The sequence below is a fragment of the Shewanella morhuae genome (assembly GCF_003028295.1).
Classification (GTDB): domain Bacteria; phylum Pseudomonadota; class Gammaproteobacteria; order Enterobacterales; family Shewanellaceae; genus Shewanella; species Shewanella morhuae.
This window is the reverse complement of the sequence record NZ_PYSG01000003.1, coordinates 426,522-441,749: the sequence shown is the minus strand read 5'-3', so window position 1 is coordinate 441,749 and position 15,228 is coordinate 426,522. Positions and strand designations below refer to the sequence as shown.

Genomic DNA, 15,228 nt, shown 5'->3' with positions numbered 1-15,228 from the left:
CAAGCAAATACAAGCTAGCTCACATAATTTTCAATGATAACGACTGCGCAGGGCAAAATGTCAACGCAGCGAGGGGAACACATGTCTTGGGATCAGGTTTGGATTGACGTTAACTTAGCCACTATGGACCCTTCCATATCAGCACCTTATGGCGCGATTACCAATGCAGCAATCGCAGTCAAACAGGGCAAAATTGCTTGGCTTGGCCCACGTAGCGAATTGCCCGCCTTTGATGTATTGGCAACCCCCGTTTACCGAGGTAAAGGTGGCTGGATAACCCCTGGATTGATTGACGCCCACACCCACTTAATTTTTGCCGGTAATCGCGCCAATGAATTTGAATTACGCTTACAGGGCGCCAGTTATGAGGACATAGCCCGCGCCGGTGGCGGTATTATTTCTACGGTTAAAGCCTGCCGTGAAGCCGATGAAGCAGAATTGTTTGAGCTCGGCCGCCAGCGTTTAAACGCGCTTGCTAAAGAAGGGGTAACTACGGTTGAAATTAAGTCAGGCTATGGCTTAGATACTGAAACTGAATTAAAAATCCTCCGCGTTGCCCGAGAATTAGGTGAACATCACCATGTGGATGTCAAAACGACTTTTCTCGGCGCCCATGCTATTCCGCCAGAATATAAAGACAATAGCGATGGCTATGTTGACTTGATTATCAACGAGATGCTGCCAGCCGTGATCGCCGAGAATCTGGCCGATGCGGTAGATGTATTCTGCGAAAACATCGCTTTTAATCTCGAACAAACTGAGCGTGTACTCAGCGCAGCTAAAGCGGCGGGATTAGAGATTAAACTCCATGCAGAGCAGTTAACCAATATGGGCGGCTCAGCATTGGCGGCGCGGCTTGGCGCTAAGTCTGTAGATCATATTGAATATTTAGATGAAGCAGGCGTTAAAGCCTTAAGTGAAAGTGGCACCTGCGCTGTGCTACTACCGGGCGCATTTTACTTTTTACGCGAAACGCAAAAACCACCTATCGATTTACTGCGCCAATACGGTGTACCTATGGTGCTCGCCAGCGACTTTAACCCAGGCTCATCGCCTATTTGCTCAACCCTGCTGATGCTGAATATGGGCTGCACCTTATTCCGCTTAACCCCAGAAGAAGCCTTGAAAGGGCTCACCTTGAACGCCGCTAAAGCCCTAGGGATTGAAGATAGAGTTGGCAGTTTAATGGTTGGCAAACAAGCCGATTTTTGCCTGTGGGATATCGCCACTCCTGCGCAGTTAGCCTACAGCTACGGCGTAAACCCCTGCAAAGATGTAGTGAAAAATGGCGTGTTAGTACATCAGTAACATAAAAGAACTCGCCACAAATACAGGATAAACCGCAAGTAAGATAAGGTCGCTAAATCAAATATAGTGACCTTATTTTTATTAAGAATTTATAGCACTTTCGTGCTGCTCATCTTCTTGTTTTACCAACTTGTGCTCACCCTCATTACAACCGATTTTCCAGTAGCTTGATGTATAAAAATGACTTTTAGGTAATGTATGCGCTTGCTTAAAATGTCTTCTTAGCGCGCGCATGCTGTTAAATTCGCAGGCAATCCACACGGCTGGCTCACCAGCAAGCCAAGGTAATTGGGCTATTTTCTCAACCAAAGGGCGACCTTCAGGATCAGCTTCTGGGTTTATTACCCAATGCAGCTCAACATTTTCAGGGTGTATTAAAGGCTGAATGTCGGCTTCATTTAGCACTTCAATCACGGCGTAACCGACGGCATCTGTTGGTAAAAGTGCCAAATTGACACTAATGGCCGGCAACGCAGTCATATCACCGGCGAGTAAAAACCAATCAGCCTCAAGATTGATCAGTTTTTTAAGCCCAGGACCACCAATTTGAATCATATCGCCCACTTGCGCTGTTTTTGCCCAACCTGATGCGGGTCCGTCGGTATCGTGTAGTACAAAATCCACATCAATTTCATTATCGCGTTGCTGACGAATAGTGTAGGTGCGCATCAATGGACGCTCATCTGCCTGTGGGAATAACAACTTAATATAAGCACTCTCTTGATTGATTGGAAAACCCGCTAATCCGGCGCCACCTAAACTGATGCGTAGCATATGCGGAGTAATATAAGTGCGGCGGATAACTTGTAACTCACGTGGCGGCGGCTTATTCATTGCGATTCTCCTCAATTGAAGGCTCTACAGCTGCGTGTTCTGCCATTAACTGTGATGCAATACTTACTTTTTCCACAGAGCTTTTACGCTCAGTAGACAATCTTTTTTGCGTTACGCTATTCGCGCTAAATGTCTCGTCGACACTCTTACTTATTCTATTGGCAAGTTGAATAAAAGTAGCAACTTCATCGGGGCTGAGAGCCTGTGTCATGTGCGCGACTGTTTTGCGCTCAGCGATATTGACCTGCCTCATGATTTTTTCCCCCTCAGCCGTTGGGCGCAGTAACTGGCTACGACCATCTTTAGGGTTATCCACTTTAGTGATTAAGCCACTGTGCTGCAGCTCATTGAGCACTCGAGTGATTTGTGCTTTATCCCGTTGCATCCGCAGGGCAATAGACTGAGCCGTTGATTCTGGATTACGACAAATCCCTTTTAATGCACGGATATGAGTGACGGGTAAATCAACCTCTTGTGCGGCAATATCACTACGTAGTTGTTTTTTATAAGCGTGGACTAAGGTGTGCAAGGTTTCGCTAAGTGACAATAACGGCATAACAAGCCCTCTAAATAGTTGACTATATCAACAATATTGCATTTGATTGACCAAGTCAACTATCTCGAGTGGTTGAGAATGGCATATCGCTTAACATTTAAGGCAAAGCTTGTACGCCCTAAGTGATGTACAGCAAATAAGCATATTTTTATGATTAAATCGGAAAAATGTCCGTTTTTTTATAGAAAAAATCCTCAATGATTCATCTACAACAAAAATGATCTTCTACAAAAATGATGGATTGACCTATGTCTACACTAATGAGCTGTATCGGTGTTGCTGTTCTGATTTTGATTGGTTACTTATTCTCTGAGAATAAACGCCATGTAAAATTTAAAACGATTGGAGGTGCATTAACACTGCAAATTTTACTGGGTGCATTTGTAATGTTTGTACCAGTAGGCGTCACCATTATTGAAGCCATGAGTAGTGGCGTCAACAGTGTTATCGCTTTCTCAAATGCGGGATTAAGCTTTGTTTTTGGCGACTTAGCCAATTATAAGGTGGGGTTCGTTTTTGTAATCAACGTCCTATGTGTCGTGATATTTATCTCTGCATTAATCTCTGTTCTGTACTATTTAAAGGTGATGCAGTTTGTCATCAACATTATTGGTGGCGCGCTTGCCAAAGTATTAGGCACCAGTAAAGCAGAATCACTCTCGGCCACAGCCAATATCTTCGTCGGCCCGATTGAAGCGCCTTCGATGGTGCGTCCACTGGTAAAAAATATGACTCGTTCAGAGTTATTTGCCGTGATGACGGGCGGATTAGCCAGTGTTGCCGGTGGCACTATGGTGGGTTACATCAACTTAGGTATTGATCCTAAATACATTCTCACCGCTTGTTTTATGACCGCACCAGCGGGTCTGTTATTTGCCAAGTTACTGTGTCCGCAAACGGAACAACATTTAGTCAAAGATGAAATCGAAATCGATGCGGCTGAGCAACCTAAAGGTTTACTCGAAGCCATTACCGATGGTTCATTAATGGGGATGAATCAAGTCATCACTGTTACCGCATTATTAGTGTCATTTGTCGCGCTTATCGCTTTATTAAACGGACTCCTTGGCGGTTTTGGTCACTTGTTCAGTATCGATAATCTTACGCTAGAAATGATCATTGGTTACCTACTGTCACCACTGGCATTTTTAATGGGTGTACCTTGGTCAGAGGCAATACAAGCGGGTTCAATTATTGGCCAAAAGATTGCCATTAATGAGTTTGTTGCTTACATCCACTTTTTAGAAATCTCCAGCACCCTTTCAGATAAAACACAGGCAATTGTCGTGTTCAGTCTGTGTGGATTTGCCAATATTGGCTCCCTTGCCATGGTCGTCGGTGGTATCGCTGCTATGTGTCCAGATAAAAGAGAAATTATCTCTCAAATTGGTCCAAAAGTTCTGTTAGCAGCGATTTTAGCCAATTTAATGTCTGGCACGATTGCTGGCGGCCTAGTGTCTTTAATATAAATTTTGAGGTAAAACATGTCGACTCCACATATCAATGCAAATCCAGGTGATTTTGCAGAAACCATTATCATGTCAGGCGATCCACTACGAGCAAAGCTCATTGCGGAAACCTATTTAGAAGACGTTAGAGAAGTCACGAATATTCGTGGAATGCTAGGCTTTACAGGCAAATATAAATCTAAAGCTATTTCTGTTATGGGCCATGGTATGGGTGCACCTTCAGCCTCTATCTACTTTCATGAACTCATGACCACTTTTGGCGTGAAAAACTTTATTAGAGTCGGTAGTTGCGGTGCGATATCAGATAATATCCACTTAAAAGATTTAATTGTGGCTATGGGCGCCTCAACGGATTCTAAAACAAATCGAATTCGATTTTTAGACCATGACCTTGCCGCTATTGCAAACTTTGAGCTATTACAAGCGTGTTATGAGGTATTAAAAACAACCTCAGTTACGTTTAAAGTCGGTAATGTATTTTCATCGGATCTCTTTTATCGCCCTAATGAAGATGATTACACTGTAATGGCAAAATATGGCGTGCTCGGTGTTGAGATGGAAGTGAATGCGCTTTATACACTTGCTGCTGAACATCAATGCCGCGCGCTCGCACTGTGCACAGTAACAGACCATATTACTCGCCATGAATATTTAACCGCTGATGAACGCAGAACCGATCTGCACGAAATGGTTAAAGTCGCATTAGAAACCGCACTTAAAATATAACTACCTTCATGTAGCTATATAAAATGAATATTAATAAGTGGCTAATATCTTTAGCCACTTATTAAATATAAATAACGTCAAACCGCTCAACTAACAGCCAAAATGTTACATCTATAAGTATAGATTGCTATTCAATACCGCAAGCGTATAATTAAATGTTAAATTACACATTATTGAATATAATACAGATACTTATGGAAGACATTACGACTATTGTTAAGGCTATGGGTATTGCAGAGATTAAGTACAGTAAGAATACCTACTTACTTAGACAATCTAAGCAAGTGTCAGAACTATTATTTTGTGAGAATGCGAGTTTAACAATATCGTATATCAACTCAAGTGGTAATGAATTTATTCTAAAAGTGGAAGATGACTATACTGGTTTTTTAGGCGAGATGGAGTTTTTCCAAGAAAACAATAGTTCTTTATTTAGTGTAAGATCTAATAAATCAGGTTCTTTATATCGAATATCAAAAGCTAGCTTCATAAAAATTGTAGAAAAAAATTCAGATATGTTTATGTATATTACTTCTTTAATTACTAAACGATACAATAGAAATATGCACGAACTTATTAGTAACCTCACACAACCCACTAAAGCCAGCATTATCAATCAAATATTAGAAGCGAAAAACTTAGCTAACGAAGATCAGTTTAAATTATCTTCCACATTAGGCGCTAAAAAACTCGGTATTACAACGCGCTCATATCGACGTATTATTAATGAGTTAATTCAAGAAGGGAAGATCATAAAAAATAAACCTTTTTACCAAATAATAGATCTTTAATCGCAAGCCTAGTTTATTACCACGCCTTACCCTCTATCTTCTGCAATATAAAGACTCTGTCATTCAATCTATATAACGTTAATGATTAATATCTGACAGAACAGCTATCTTATGTTCTACTCACAAAATACGATTTCAACAGCGACATTCATATCACTTTGATGCTGAGTCTAATTTCACGAGTAACCCTATGAAAAAAATAATAAATATCTTAATGATAAGTTTATTAGTCACCGCCTGTGGTGAACCAAGCGCCACCAACACTGAAACGCCCGCAACGAAGCTAGGCGAAAACACCACCACAGCTGGGCACAGCCTAAATTTAAAACAGCAATTAACCGTAATCACTCAACACTATTTTGCCCTCAGACCAGAAATTGCCACCTATTTTGGCGTCTCTGATATTGATGCGGGTAAAAACATCATGTCTAAACTCACAGACTACAGTCCATCTGGTGAAAACCACCGGCGCAAAGGCCTTAACGCAATATTAAATGAGCTAAATGCCATTGATACTGCGACACTCAACACTTCAGAAAATATCAGTCTTAATGCTATAAAGTCAGAGATTAAAGGCGCACTGTTACCTGCCAAGGCCGTGGCTTACGGTACTGTACTAGGTGAATACGGCGTATGGTTTTTACCTTATACAGTTAGCCATTTATCAGGGCTGCATATTGAATTTCCTGGTTATATGGAAGATAAGTTTGCTGTAAACAATAGTGCTGAAGCGAAGGCGTATTTAACCCGTTTAAGCATGTATCCTGCGGCGATGGGCACGTTGATCGATAAATTAAATTTAGATGCACAAATGGGAGTGATCCCACCTGATTTTGTCATCGATAAAACGATTGCCAGCTTACAGCAACAACTCAATGGCATGGCCGCTGAGCATCCACTTGTCACCAGTTTTAACGAAAAATTACTGACTGCAGAGGTAACAGACCGTGAAGCACTAGGGCAATCGGCCGCCGAATTGGTCGAAAGCAAATACTATCCTGCTACGCGCCAACTGATTTCCGCACTCAACAATATACGCCCGAAGGCATCACATAATGCTGGTATCGGACACTTGCCCCAAGGCAAAAAACTATATCAAACCATGATTCAGCATCTGGCGAACTCAGATAAAACTGCCGAACAAATTCATCAACTTGGTCTGTCTGAAGTGGCACGCATTTGCACAGAAATGGACGGTTTACTAAAAAAGGTCGGCTATAACGAAGGTACTGTAGGCGAGCGCATGCAGGTGCTATTAAACGACCCTCAATATTTATACCCAGATACGGCTGAAGGTAAACAACAGTTACTGGCCGATATTCATGCCGATCTTGCACAGGTAAACGCCAAACTGCCGCTGTGGTTTAGCCATTTACCAGCTCAAGAAGTCGCAGTAGAAGCCGTGCCGGATAGTCGTGCAGCATCAACTAGCGGTGCACTTTACGATGCCCCATCGCAAGATGGCTCACGTAAAGGAACATTTTGGATAAGCTTGTACGATATGGCCGCATTACCCTCTTACTCGCTGCAAACTTTAACCTACCACGAAACTAACCCTGGCCATCATTTGCAAACACTCATAGGTTTGTCAGACCAGTTACCACTACTCAGTAGCATTTTTTACTCTAATGCCGCTGGCGAAGGCTGGGCTTTGTACGCCGAACGCTTAGCATCCGAAATGGGTATTTACGCTGACAATCCCATCAACGATATTGGCCGCTTACAATCGGAACTACATCGCGCGGTGCGTTTAGTGGTCGATACAGGTATACACGCTAAAGACTGGAGCCGTGAACAAGCAATTGATTACATGGTAACAACTGAAGGTATTCATCTTTCCGAGGCTACGGCTGAAATCGAACGCTACGTGGTTTGGCCTGCTCAAGCACTGGGTTACAAACTCGGCGAGCTAAAAATTATCGAGCTACGTGAAAAAGCTAAACAAGCTTTGGGGGATAAGTTTGATATCAAAGTGTTCCACGACCGCCTGCTTGAAAACGGCGCTTTACCATTAGATTTGATGGAACAAAAAATTAATCAGTGGCTAGCTTCGGTTAAAGCAGTCTAAGCGTAATTAGCTGACACCTAGCACGCCGCTCATAACTCATCGCACCGCAATGGCATGCATCAATATTGACGCTGTGCATACAAAAAAGGGGCAACCGCTATCTCGGTTGACCCTTTTTTATCGTGCTGCCAGATACTCATATTCACGTTTTGAAGGTTTGAGAAGACTTATTCTTGCTCCAGCGCGTTTATTTCTGTTAGCGATAAATAGGCGATGAAAAACAACTTATCGCTCGTGCACAATAAAAGCGCTAAACAAGTACATCTATCAATAATGAATAAAATTACCCAAGAAAAAATGGAAATCCAACAACAATCTAGCACTGTTACCAGTGACTCAAACGCACTGTTTCTAGGTGATATTTTATAACTTTAAGCTCATTAACTATGACTAACCTGCAAGCGTTTTGCTTTGCGCTGCAATAACCAAAATATGATTAACACCCCAAAAGAGGCAGTAAAGGTGGTCAACGTCAGTGCAAAACCTTTAAATGACAGTAAGTTGAAGTTAATACCATCAAGTACCAGCACGGCTAAACCAAGTGGCATTTGGATAAACACAGCGGCAAACCAATCGAAGGGAAGTGTAGGAAATATCCTGTGGTAAGCATAAAGCACTAGGCCCGCAAGCAATATCAGTAAACCCGCATCATGAGCCGCTAACAAAAGATACGCCACACTGTTTTGGGTAATATCAGGTGCGCCGCTCAGCATGTCTAACATATAACCCGCACTAGCGACTAATGAGAAGCTGATAAAACTCAATAAAGCTAATAAAATACCAAAACCAACAGCAGGTAAATATTTCATTTAATCTCTCTCTTATTGCCCATAAAATTTCCTCGCATTACCCAAAAAAACGACGGTCTACGCAACATAAGGTAGAAACGAGGCGCTAACTACAATAGCAGCCTAAATTTCCCTTAGCTATTAAGACCATAGTCTTATGTTCGTCACAAAATAGGGCGCGAAAAAACAGATCAAATGCAGTATCAAGCGCGGGCTTTCTCAGATGTTCAGCAGATAAGCTTTTAAAATTATTAGATTAATCAAATTTCAATTTTACCGCTTAGTGATATCGACCACAATTTGCCCATCTACTTGGGCGAAATAGACTAGCCAATATTGCCAATAACGCTTAGGATCGAGGTAGCACTTTTTTAGCCAACATATTGTGGAGTATCAAAACATTATGGGTATCAGAGCCATAGTCGTAGACACAGCAGGCACCACGACAGACCTAAACTTTATCCAAGATGTACTATTCCCCTATTCTGTCAAAGCCTTGCCAGACTTTTTAGCGCAGAACCAACACAATGTATTGGTTGAAAACTGTATTTGTGACACCCGAGAGATCGCATTAGAACCCAATGCCGACTTAGCCCGCGTCACTGAGATTTTACAGCTGTGGGTTAATGAAGATCGTAAGGCTACACCGCTCAAAACCCTGCAAGGGTTAATCTGGAAGCAAGGCTACGCACATGGTGAATTTACTGGGCATATTTTCCCCGACTTTATTGAAGCCATAAAACGTTATAGCGCGCAAAATTTGCGTATTTACAGCTTTTCATCCGGCTCTGTTGAAGCGCAAAAACTATTATTCAGCCATAGTGACGGCGGCGATTTAACCGAGATGTTTAACGGCCATTTTGATACCCGAACGGGCCATAAATCAGACAAACAGGCATACTGCAATATCCTCAACACCATTAGTTTAAGCCCCAAGCAAGTGCTGTTTGTGTCTGATGTGATTGAAGAATTAAAGGCCGCTGAAGCCGCGGGCATGATGACCTGCCAAATGGTTCGCGATAGCCATCAACGTACTGGCGAGTGCTACAAAATCAGCAGCTTCGATGAACTGATCATTGACTAATTCAGCCCTGCTGGGGTTTAGCTCATAACGCATATAAATAAAAGCGACCTCAAGGTCGCTTTTATTTTCTTGCGAATTATTTACCCGCCGATTCACGCGGAAATGCGGCCGAGATACACTTTTTTACCTCAAAACGATAACCGTAGTCTGCATTTTTGTCTGGCGTGATTTGCAGAATCTCGTAATCATTCAATTCGACCACATTCGACTCTGCAGGTTTCTCACAACGTGAGCGACTATTAGCCTCAAGCGCAAAAGCAAAGGTTGCCAGCCACTGCCGCATCAGATATTGATATTGTGCTCGCAGTGACGCATAGGTTTGCTTGCGCTCCTCTTCTTCGCGTTTTTCTTCAATTACTTCAGTATTTTGCGGCGTTGATATACGGTCTAACTTATCATCCTCTTGCTCAGGCTTTATTTTAGCTAGCTCAGCAATCGGCGCGGTGAGTACATCGGTCGCATTGGGCAACAGCTCTAATGTTGGATCGCTAGGGTTATGTTCTGAGACTTGTTGAGCTGTACTAATAAAATCAGTCAACGTCGCCTGAATGCGGGTTTCAAGATCAATTAATAGGCTCAAATGGTATAGCACCACCGTTGCCAACACGATACGGATCAAAAAAGTCGTTTTACGAAATGAAGTATGCGAGGTGATGTGTAATGATTTAATTCCCAAAGGCTTGAGCAAAAAAATCATCACTAAATAGGCTGGAATAATCAACTGCAATGCCAGCAGCACAACCGCACTCACCATCAAAAACCACGCGGGCATATAAAGTAAAATCGCTAAGTTATGGGTATAGTTGAGGTCACTTGCCGACACACCAACCACTTCGTTCACGATTGCGCCAGACCAACCTAAAGCAAAGTTGGCAATAATGGCATAAAACAGCAGTAACACCGCTTTGCCCGCCAAGCTGTGCCAGACTCGCTCAAACACAGGCCAAAATTCAACGGCCATCGCTATCACGGCAATCACAGCGACCATGCCCATCAAATCGCCACTGAAAGCTAATATCAAGGCAATAAGATATAACTTTTGTGCAAAGGATAGCCGAGCAATGCCTTGGCTGATGTAACGCCATAGCTTGCTCAATCCTAATTGGAGCTTACTCGGTGACGGAAAAGTCACTTGCCGCAAATATTCGCGAACAGATTCAGCATAACCACTCAAATTCATAATTAATTTTTTGCTCCACTAACGATTAAGGCGCGCATCAATGGCCACTGTAATAAACCAGACCAGTGACGATCGTTATCCCAACGGCTCTAGTAAATGGCTAACAACGACTCACATTTAGTCTAAAACACAATACGATAAACAAGACTATTTCATGACGCTATTCAAGGCAATTTAGATAGGCTTAATAATAGGTAACCTGGTTTCTTTTATCGCCAAACAAATTGGCACCATCACCTCTCAATAAAGGTAACTTACCATAACCATTTAAAAACATTATTAATATTTATTAAACTCACCATTATTAATAGTAGTTGCGGTACGGGACAAACCTTGTCGTTGCTATTTTATACTGCTAGTCTGGCTGCCTTAAACGAACGTTTTAACTAGAGATTTTCATCATGGAACAGATACAAGAACACCCACAAAAAGGTGCACAACAGCAGGCAATGGAAAAGTTTCTTGCAATCAATCCCATCGTCACTCAAATCCCCGTGGCATGGGGCGAAATGGATGCTCTGCAACATGTGAATAATGTGGTTTATTTCCGCTATTTTGAGACGGCGCGTATCGACTTTTTTAATCGCCTCTTTCCGTTAGATAGCTTATATAAATCAGGTATTGGCCCTGTGATCAGCGAAAATCAGGCCCGCTATAAACGCCCAGTGACCTTCCCCGATACTCTATTAGTGAGTGTCAGCATTAGCGATATTCACAGCGATAGATTTACCATGCATTATCAGGCTTTTAGTAAACAGCAACAGGTTGTGACAACCCTAGGGACTTCTGTCGCGGTGATGTTCAACTTTAAAACTGGCAAAAAGGCCGAGTTACCCGCAGAACTGCAGGCGATCCTCAAGCAGCACGAACTTGCTTAAGCGCTAAGCTATCTGCGCCCATAGATAAATTATCTATCACACTTTAAGCCATACCTTGAGGGCAGCATATATGTCAGATAACGAAAATATCGAAATAGCCGTTGAGCATCAAATAGATAAACAGCGCTTTATTATTCCTGTCGATGGCTATGAAGCCGTGTTGGAATACCAATTATCAGGCAAGGATATCGATTTTAGCCGCACTTTTGTCCCTAACGAATTGCGCGGTAAAGGACTTGCCGAACGCTTAGTTCGCCACGGACTTAAATGGGCCAAAAGCCAAGATTTGGCTATCCAAGCCAGCTGCTGGTATGTGCAGAAATTTTTGAAATAACCCGTTTACAGTAACGTGGCTAAATCCAATAAACAGGGTAATGGCGCTTAGGATCGGTGGAGAGGTTATTGACCACCAGCGCGACCAATAAAAGTAATACTGAGCCGAGGAACACTGGCATTAGCGCGTAGAGAAAACCGAGTTGATGCACGTTTTCACCACCAATCACGGCAATCAATGCCGTTGCGCCGCCCGGTGGATGAAGAGTACGTGTGAGGTACATTAACGCGATAGATAGTGATACCGCTAAAGCACAGGCAAGCACCATATAATCTGTAAACAGCTGATAAACCGCAACCCCGATTAATGCTGACAACACACTGCCACCGATTAAATTACGTGGCTGTGAAAACTCTGCCAGTGGTGCGCCATACACCAGTACTGCCGATGCTCCGAACGAGCCAATCACAAACATAGTACCCATCGGGTTTACACTGATATAGAAAGCAAGGCTAGCAACTAGGTAGATACCACAAAATGCGCCAACCCATGACCACACTATTTTCTTAAGTGGTTGTCTAGGTGGGCAAATATCTTTAGAGCGCATGCGGGTAAAGTAAAATCTCATTATGTTAATCCGGGCTGAATATCATCAATGCATTACAGATGAGTGATCTGCATCACAGTTCGCGGGCGCCAAATTAACGTTAAATAAGCGCAATTGCAATTGCGCTTAACCAAGATTAGCGAAACATTAAATAATTTCACCTTGCAAGCCCGCTAGTACTGCGCGGATATCCTCTGAGATAGGACAACTTTTTTCGCTGCTGTAGTCGTAATGCACTAGAGTCGTCTTGACCTCTGCCGTCTTATTTCCCGCCTGCCAACAGGTTTGTGTCACTTCAAAGCTACTATTACCGATACGACTCACATAGGTTTTCACCGTCACGTCTTTACCGTAATAAGTCGGGGCAATAAACGCGACAGTAAACCCAGCAACAATAAGATTCCAATGCTGTAAATCCAACTCAGGATTAAATATCTCAAAGATAGGTTGACGCGCCGCTTCACACCACACAGGAATGACCGTATTGTTGATATGACCGAGTCCATCGGTTTCGGTAAATCTTGGGGATATTTCGAGGCTGTATTCAGTAACTGACATGCACACTTCCTTTTTTATTGTTATTTATAAATCAACTACAGGGTAATTTAAGTTTGACGGGTGACCCCTGATGGCTGAACAGGGTTTGGTACAATGTTATCTATCGTGAAAAATATTGGCGACTTTAACTAAGTAGCCACAGCCATATTTATACATAGCCTAACAGACCCAAACGTCCAAACAAACCCAAAACAGGCCTATCTCAGCGCTTAAAATGAAAAACAAAAAGGCCGCATAGCGGCCTTTAGTAACAACAACTTAAGGATCAGTTGTTGTACATTGCATTAATTTCGTGAGCATATTTATGGTAAATCATCTTACGCCGTAACTTAAGTGTTGGGGTGATTAACCCTGCTTCCATCGAAAACGCATCGGGCAATAGAGTGAACTTTTTGATCTGCTCAAAACCTGCTAACTCATGCTGTAACTGCTTCAGACGTTGCTCAAAATGCGCGACTACGTGGCTGTGGCGTAGTAATTCTAAAGGTGATTCATACTTAAGGCCCTTGTCTTTTGCCCACGTTTCCAGAGACTCAAACGCAGGCACAATCAAGGCAGTCACATAGTTACGAGCATCGGCAATAATGGCCACTTGTTCGATAAAAGGACAACAGCCGACAGCACCTTCAATTCTTTGTGGCGCAATGTATTTACCGTTGGAGGTTTTCATCAGCTCTTTAATGCGGTCGGTAATAAATAGGTTACCGTTAGCATCTAAACGCCCTGCATCACCGGTTTTTAACCAACCATCCTCAAAGGCGGCGGCGGTATCTTCTGGGCGATTATAATAGCCACGCATCACAGCGGCGCCGCGCACGAGGATCTCGTCATCTTTACCCAGTTTGATTTCAGTTTCCAGCAAAGGTTGGCCATTTGAACCTGGCACTCGATTGTCTAAAGTGTTGCAGGTCACTGTAGCGTTGGTTTCTGTCATGCCATAACCACATAGCACTGGAATATTGATAGCGTGGAAGAAATTACCCACATTAATATCTAAGGCCGCACCGCCGCAGGGCATAAACTTCAGCCGGCCGCCAAGCACTGTGTGCAACTTGCTAAATACGAGTTTATGCGCCACACGCCCTTGTAGTGATAGCCACAATCCACCTTTGGCGCGACCCTGAGCAACTTCAAACTGCCGTTGACCGATACGCATTGCCCAAGCAAACAGCTTTTTACGGCTAATTGGTGATTTGGTGACTTTATCTTGTACGGCGCTGTAAACTTTTTCGAGGAAACGCGGCACTACACACAAAGTATGTGGACGTACTGCGCTAATTGCCTCTTTTACTCTTTGGGTATTTTGCAAATAGACGTTATGACCGCCGCGGCACAAAACGTAGAAACTCCAACTGCGTTCAAACACATGACTCAAAGGTAAAAATGCCAAAGATACATCACCACTCTGAAAAGCCAGTTTTTGATCGTGTTGGCGTATAGTCGAAGCCATGTTGCGGTAATCCAGCATCACGCCCTTTGGATCGCCCGTCGTGCCAGAGGTATAAATTAGGGTGAGTAAATCGTCGAGATTAGTCGCTTGTAGACGTTGATTTAGTTCGGCCTTCTGTTCAGCCTCCAGCTCATCGTTAGCTGCTAGTAAAGTGTCTAAATGCCAGTGTTGCTCAACCGTATTAGCCGCAAGAGCCACACTGGCATCGAATACAATGACATGCTCTATACTGGGACATAATTTTTGTAGTTCACAGGCCATCGCATATTGCTTAGCATCATCCACAAAGATGACTTTTGCGGCGGCATCGTTAACGATAAAACTCGCCTGCTCAAGGGTACTGGTGGGATAAATGGGCACCACAACGGCACGGCTTTTGAGTGTACCAATATCGGCACAGGTCCACTGCGGGCAGTTTTGTGCCAAAATAATACAGCGGTCTTGCACTTGTACGCCGAGTTGAATCAACACTTGTGCAATTTTACTGCTAATGTGATCGAATGCTTGCCAGCTTACCTGATACCAAGGCGCAGCCATTTCGAAACCTTCCAGCGCAATCGCCTCCTTTAAAGACTGACTCTGCTGCTGTAATAGTCGAATAACATGATATTGTTCGAGAGACATAGGTGACTCACCTTTTAGCTTACAAGTGTACCG

At 43.1% G+C, this 15,228-nt stretch carries 15 protein-coding genes; 8 read left to right on the top strand and 7 right to left on the bottom strand.

Features of this window, described 5'->3' with window-relative positions; translation table 11 throughout:
• Nucleotides 1–81 precede the first annotated feature (81 nt).
• On the top strand, nt 82–1,308 hold the full coding sequence (gene hutI, locus C9I43_RS16595; protein ID WP_107884604.1) for an imidazolonepropionase: 1,227 nt from the start codon (nt 82–84) through the stop codon (nt 1,306–1,308).
• A gap of 81 nt (nt 1,309–1,389) precedes the next feature.
• On the opposite strand, the gene C9I43_RS16590 is transcribed toward hutI, so the two are convergent.
• Both C9I43_RS16590 and C9I43_RS16585 read right to left on the bottom strand, forming a co-directional pair.
• Nucleotides 1,390–2,142: a siderophore-interacting protein gene (locus C9I43_RS16590; protein ID WP_107884602.1), complete on the bottom strand. Its 753-nt coding sequence runs from the start codon at nt 2,140–2,142 to the stop codon at nt 1,390–1,392.
• Nucleotides 2,135–2,698 carry a MarR family winged helix-turn-helix transcriptional regulator gene (locus C9I43_RS16585; RefSeq protein ID WP_107884600.1) on the bottom strand — a complete coding sequence of 188 codons (564 nt, stop codon included), beginning with the start codon at nt 2,696–2,698 and terminating at the stop codon, nt 2,135–2,137. Before C9I43_RS16585 ends, C9I43_RS16590 begins: the two co-directional genes overlap by 8 nt.
• A 248-nt stretch (nt 2,699–2,946) precedes the next feature.
• Between C9I43_RS16585 and C9I43_RS16580 the strand changes: the two genes are divergently transcribed.
• The 4 genes from C9I43_RS16580 (at nt 2,947) to C9I43_RS16565 (ending at nt 7,752) form a co-directional block, all read left to right on the top strand.
• A complete protein-coding gene (locus C9I43_RS16580) occupies nt 2,947–4,167 on the top strand; it encodes a NupC/NupG family nucleoside CNT transporter (protein WP_076497430.1) in 1,221 nt (406 codons plus the stop codon).
• A gap of 15 nt (nt 4,168–4,182) precedes the next feature.
• The gene (gene deoD / locus C9I43_RS16575) at nt 4,183–4,893 is read left to right on the top strand and encodes a purine-nucleoside phosphorylase (protein ID WP_076497432.1); all 711 of its coding nucleotides are present in this window, start codon (nt 4,183–4,185) and stop codon (nt 4,891–4,893) included.
• Between the two features lie 194 nt (nt 4,894–5,087).
• Nucleotides 5,088–5,684 (top strand): Crp/Fnr family transcriptional regulator, encoded by a 597-nt coding sequence (locus C9I43_RS16570; RefSeq protein WP_107884598.1) that lies wholly within the window; start codon nt 5,088–5,090, stop codon nt 5,682–5,684.
• 190 nt (nt 5,685–5,874) lie between these two features.
• Nucleotides 5,875–7,752, top strand: coding sequence for a DUF885 domain-containing protein (locus C9I43_RS16565; protein ID WP_107884596.1), 1,878 nt, complete (start codon nt 5,875–5,877; stop codon nt 7,750–7,752).
• A gap of 380 nt (nt 7,753–8,132) precedes the next feature.
• Here C9I43_RS16565 and C9I43_RS16560 read toward each other — a convergent pair whose 3' ends face one another.
• Entirely contained in the window at nt 8,133–8,561 is a 429-nt protein-coding gene (locus C9I43_RS16560; protein ID WP_107884594.1) for a hypothetical protein, read from the bottom strand.
• Nucleotides 8,562–8,943: 382 nt separating this feature from the next.
• On the opposite strand from C9I43_RS16560, the gene mtnC reads away from it, so the two are divergent.
• Nucleotides 8,944–9,624 (top strand): acireductone synthase, encoded by a 681-nt coding sequence (mtnC, locus tag C9I43_RS16555; protein WP_107884593.1) that lies wholly within the window; start codon nt 8,944–8,946, stop codon nt 9,622–9,624.
• A 76-nt stretch (nt 9,625–9,700) separates the two neighbouring features.
• Here the strand turns inward: mtnC and C9I43_RS16550 are convergent, their stop codons facing one another.
• Nucleotides 9,701–10,804 (bottom strand): hypothetical protein, encoded by a 1,104-nt coding sequence (locus tag C9I43_RS16550; RefSeq protein ID WP_107884591.1) that lies wholly within the window; start codon nt 10,802–10,804, stop codon nt 9,701–9,703.
• Between the two features lie 449 nt (nt 10,805–11,253).
• On the opposite strand from C9I43_RS16550, the gene C9I43_RS16545 reads away from it, so the two are divergent.
• Nucleotides 11,254–11,682, top strand: a complete 429-nt coding sequence (locus C9I43_RS16545; RefSeq protein WP_107885187.1) for an acyl-CoA thioesterase — start codon at nt 11,254–11,256, stop codon at nt 11,680–11,682.
• Between the two features lie 70 nt (nt 11,683–11,752).
• Nucleotides 11,753–12,016, top strand: coding sequence for a GNAT family N-acetyltransferase (locus C9I43_RS16540; RefSeq protein ID WP_107884589.1), 264 nt, complete (start codon nt 11,753–11,755; stop codon nt 12,014–12,016).
• Nucleotides 12,017–12,035: 19 nt separating this feature from the next.
• Here C9I43_RS16540 and C9I43_RS16535 read toward each other — a convergent pair whose 3' ends face one another.
• The 3 genes from C9I43_RS16535 to C9I43_RS16525 all read right to left on the bottom strand — a co-directional run bounded on the left by C9I43_RS16535 (nt 12,036) and on the right by C9I43_RS16525 (nt 15,195).
• Nucleotides 12,036–12,584 carry an HPP family protein gene (locus C9I43_RS16535; protein WP_076497446.1) on the bottom strand — a complete coding sequence of 183 codons (549 nt, stop codon included), beginning with the start codon at nt 12,582–12,584 and terminating at the stop codon, nt 12,036–12,038.
• Nucleotides 12,585–12,710: 126 nt separating this feature from the next.
• Nucleotides 12,711–13,121, bottom strand: a complete 411-nt coding sequence (locus tag C9I43_RS16530) for an acyl-CoA thioesterase (RefSeq protein WP_107884587.1) — start codon at nt 13,119–13,121, stop codon at nt 12,711–12,713.
• Between the two features lie 265 nt (nt 13,122–13,386).
• Nucleotides 13,387–15,195 carry an AMP-dependent synthetase/ligase gene (locus C9I43_RS16525; RefSeq protein ID WP_107884585.1) on the bottom strand — a complete coding sequence of 603 codons (1,809 nt, stop codon included), beginning with the start codon at nt 15,193–15,195 and terminating at the stop codon, nt 13,387–13,389.
• Nucleotides 15,196–15,228 lie beyond the last annotated feature (33 nt).

Excerpts from the sequence above, each read along its gene's own strand:
- hutI (WP_107884604.1), top strand. The coding sequence starts at position 82 with ATGTCTTGGGATCAGGTTTGGATTGACGTTAACTTAGCCACTATGGAC.
- C9I43_RS16590 (WP_107884602.1), bottom strand. The coding sequence starts at position 2,142 with ATGAATAAGCCGCCGCCACGTGAGTTACAAGTTATCCGCCGCACTTAT.
- C9I43_RS16585 (WP_107884600.1), bottom strand. The coding sequence starts at position 2,698 with ATGCCGTTATTGTCACTTAGCGAAACCTTGCACACCTTAGTCCACGCT.
- C9I43_RS16580 (WP_076497430.1), top strand. The coding sequence starts at position 2,947 with ATGTCTACACTAATGAGCTGTATCGGTGTTGCTGTTCTGATTTTGATT.
- deoD (WP_076497432.1), top strand. The coding sequence starts at position 4,183 with ATGTCGACTCCACATATCAATGCAAATCCAGGTGATTTTGCAGAAACC.
- C9I43_RS16570 (WP_107884598.1), top strand. The coding sequence starts at position 5,088 with ATGGAAGACATTACGACTATTGTTAAGGCTATGGGTATTGCAGAGATT.
- C9I43_RS16565 (WP_107884596.1), top strand. The coding sequence starts at position 5,875 with ATGAAAAAAATAATAAATATCTTAATGATAAGTTTATTAGTCACCGCC.
- C9I43_RS16560 (WP_107884594.1), bottom strand. The coding sequence starts at position 8,561 with ATGAAATATTTACCTGCTGTTGGTTTTGGTATTTTATTAGCTTTATTG.
- mtnC (WP_107884593.1), top strand. The coding sequence starts at position 8,944 with ATGGGTATCAGAGCCATAGTCGTAGACACAGCAGGCACCACGACAGAC.
- C9I43_RS16550 (WP_107884591.1), bottom strand. The coding sequence starts at position 10,804 with ATGAATTTGAGTGGTTATGCTGAATCTGTTCGCGAATATTTGCGGCAA.
- C9I43_RS16545 (WP_107885187.1), top strand. The coding sequence starts at position 11,254 with ATGGAAAAGTTTCTTGCAATCAATCCCATCGTCACTCAAATCCCCGTG.
- C9I43_RS16540 (WP_107884589.1), top strand. The coding sequence starts at position 11,753 with ATGTCAGATAACGAAAATATCGAAATAGCCGTTGAGCATCAAATAGAT.
- C9I43_RS16535 (WP_076497446.1), bottom strand. The coding sequence starts at position 12,584 with ATGAGATTTTACTTTACCCGCATGCGCTCTAAAGATATTTGCCCACCT.
- C9I43_RS16530 (WP_107884587.1), bottom strand. The coding sequence starts at position 13,121 with ATGTCAGTTACTGAATACAGCCTCGAAATATCCCCAAGATTTACCGAA.
- C9I43_RS16525 (WP_107884585.1), bottom strand. The coding sequence starts at position 15,195 with ATGTCTCTCGAACAATATCATGTTATTCGACTATTACAGCAGCAGAGT.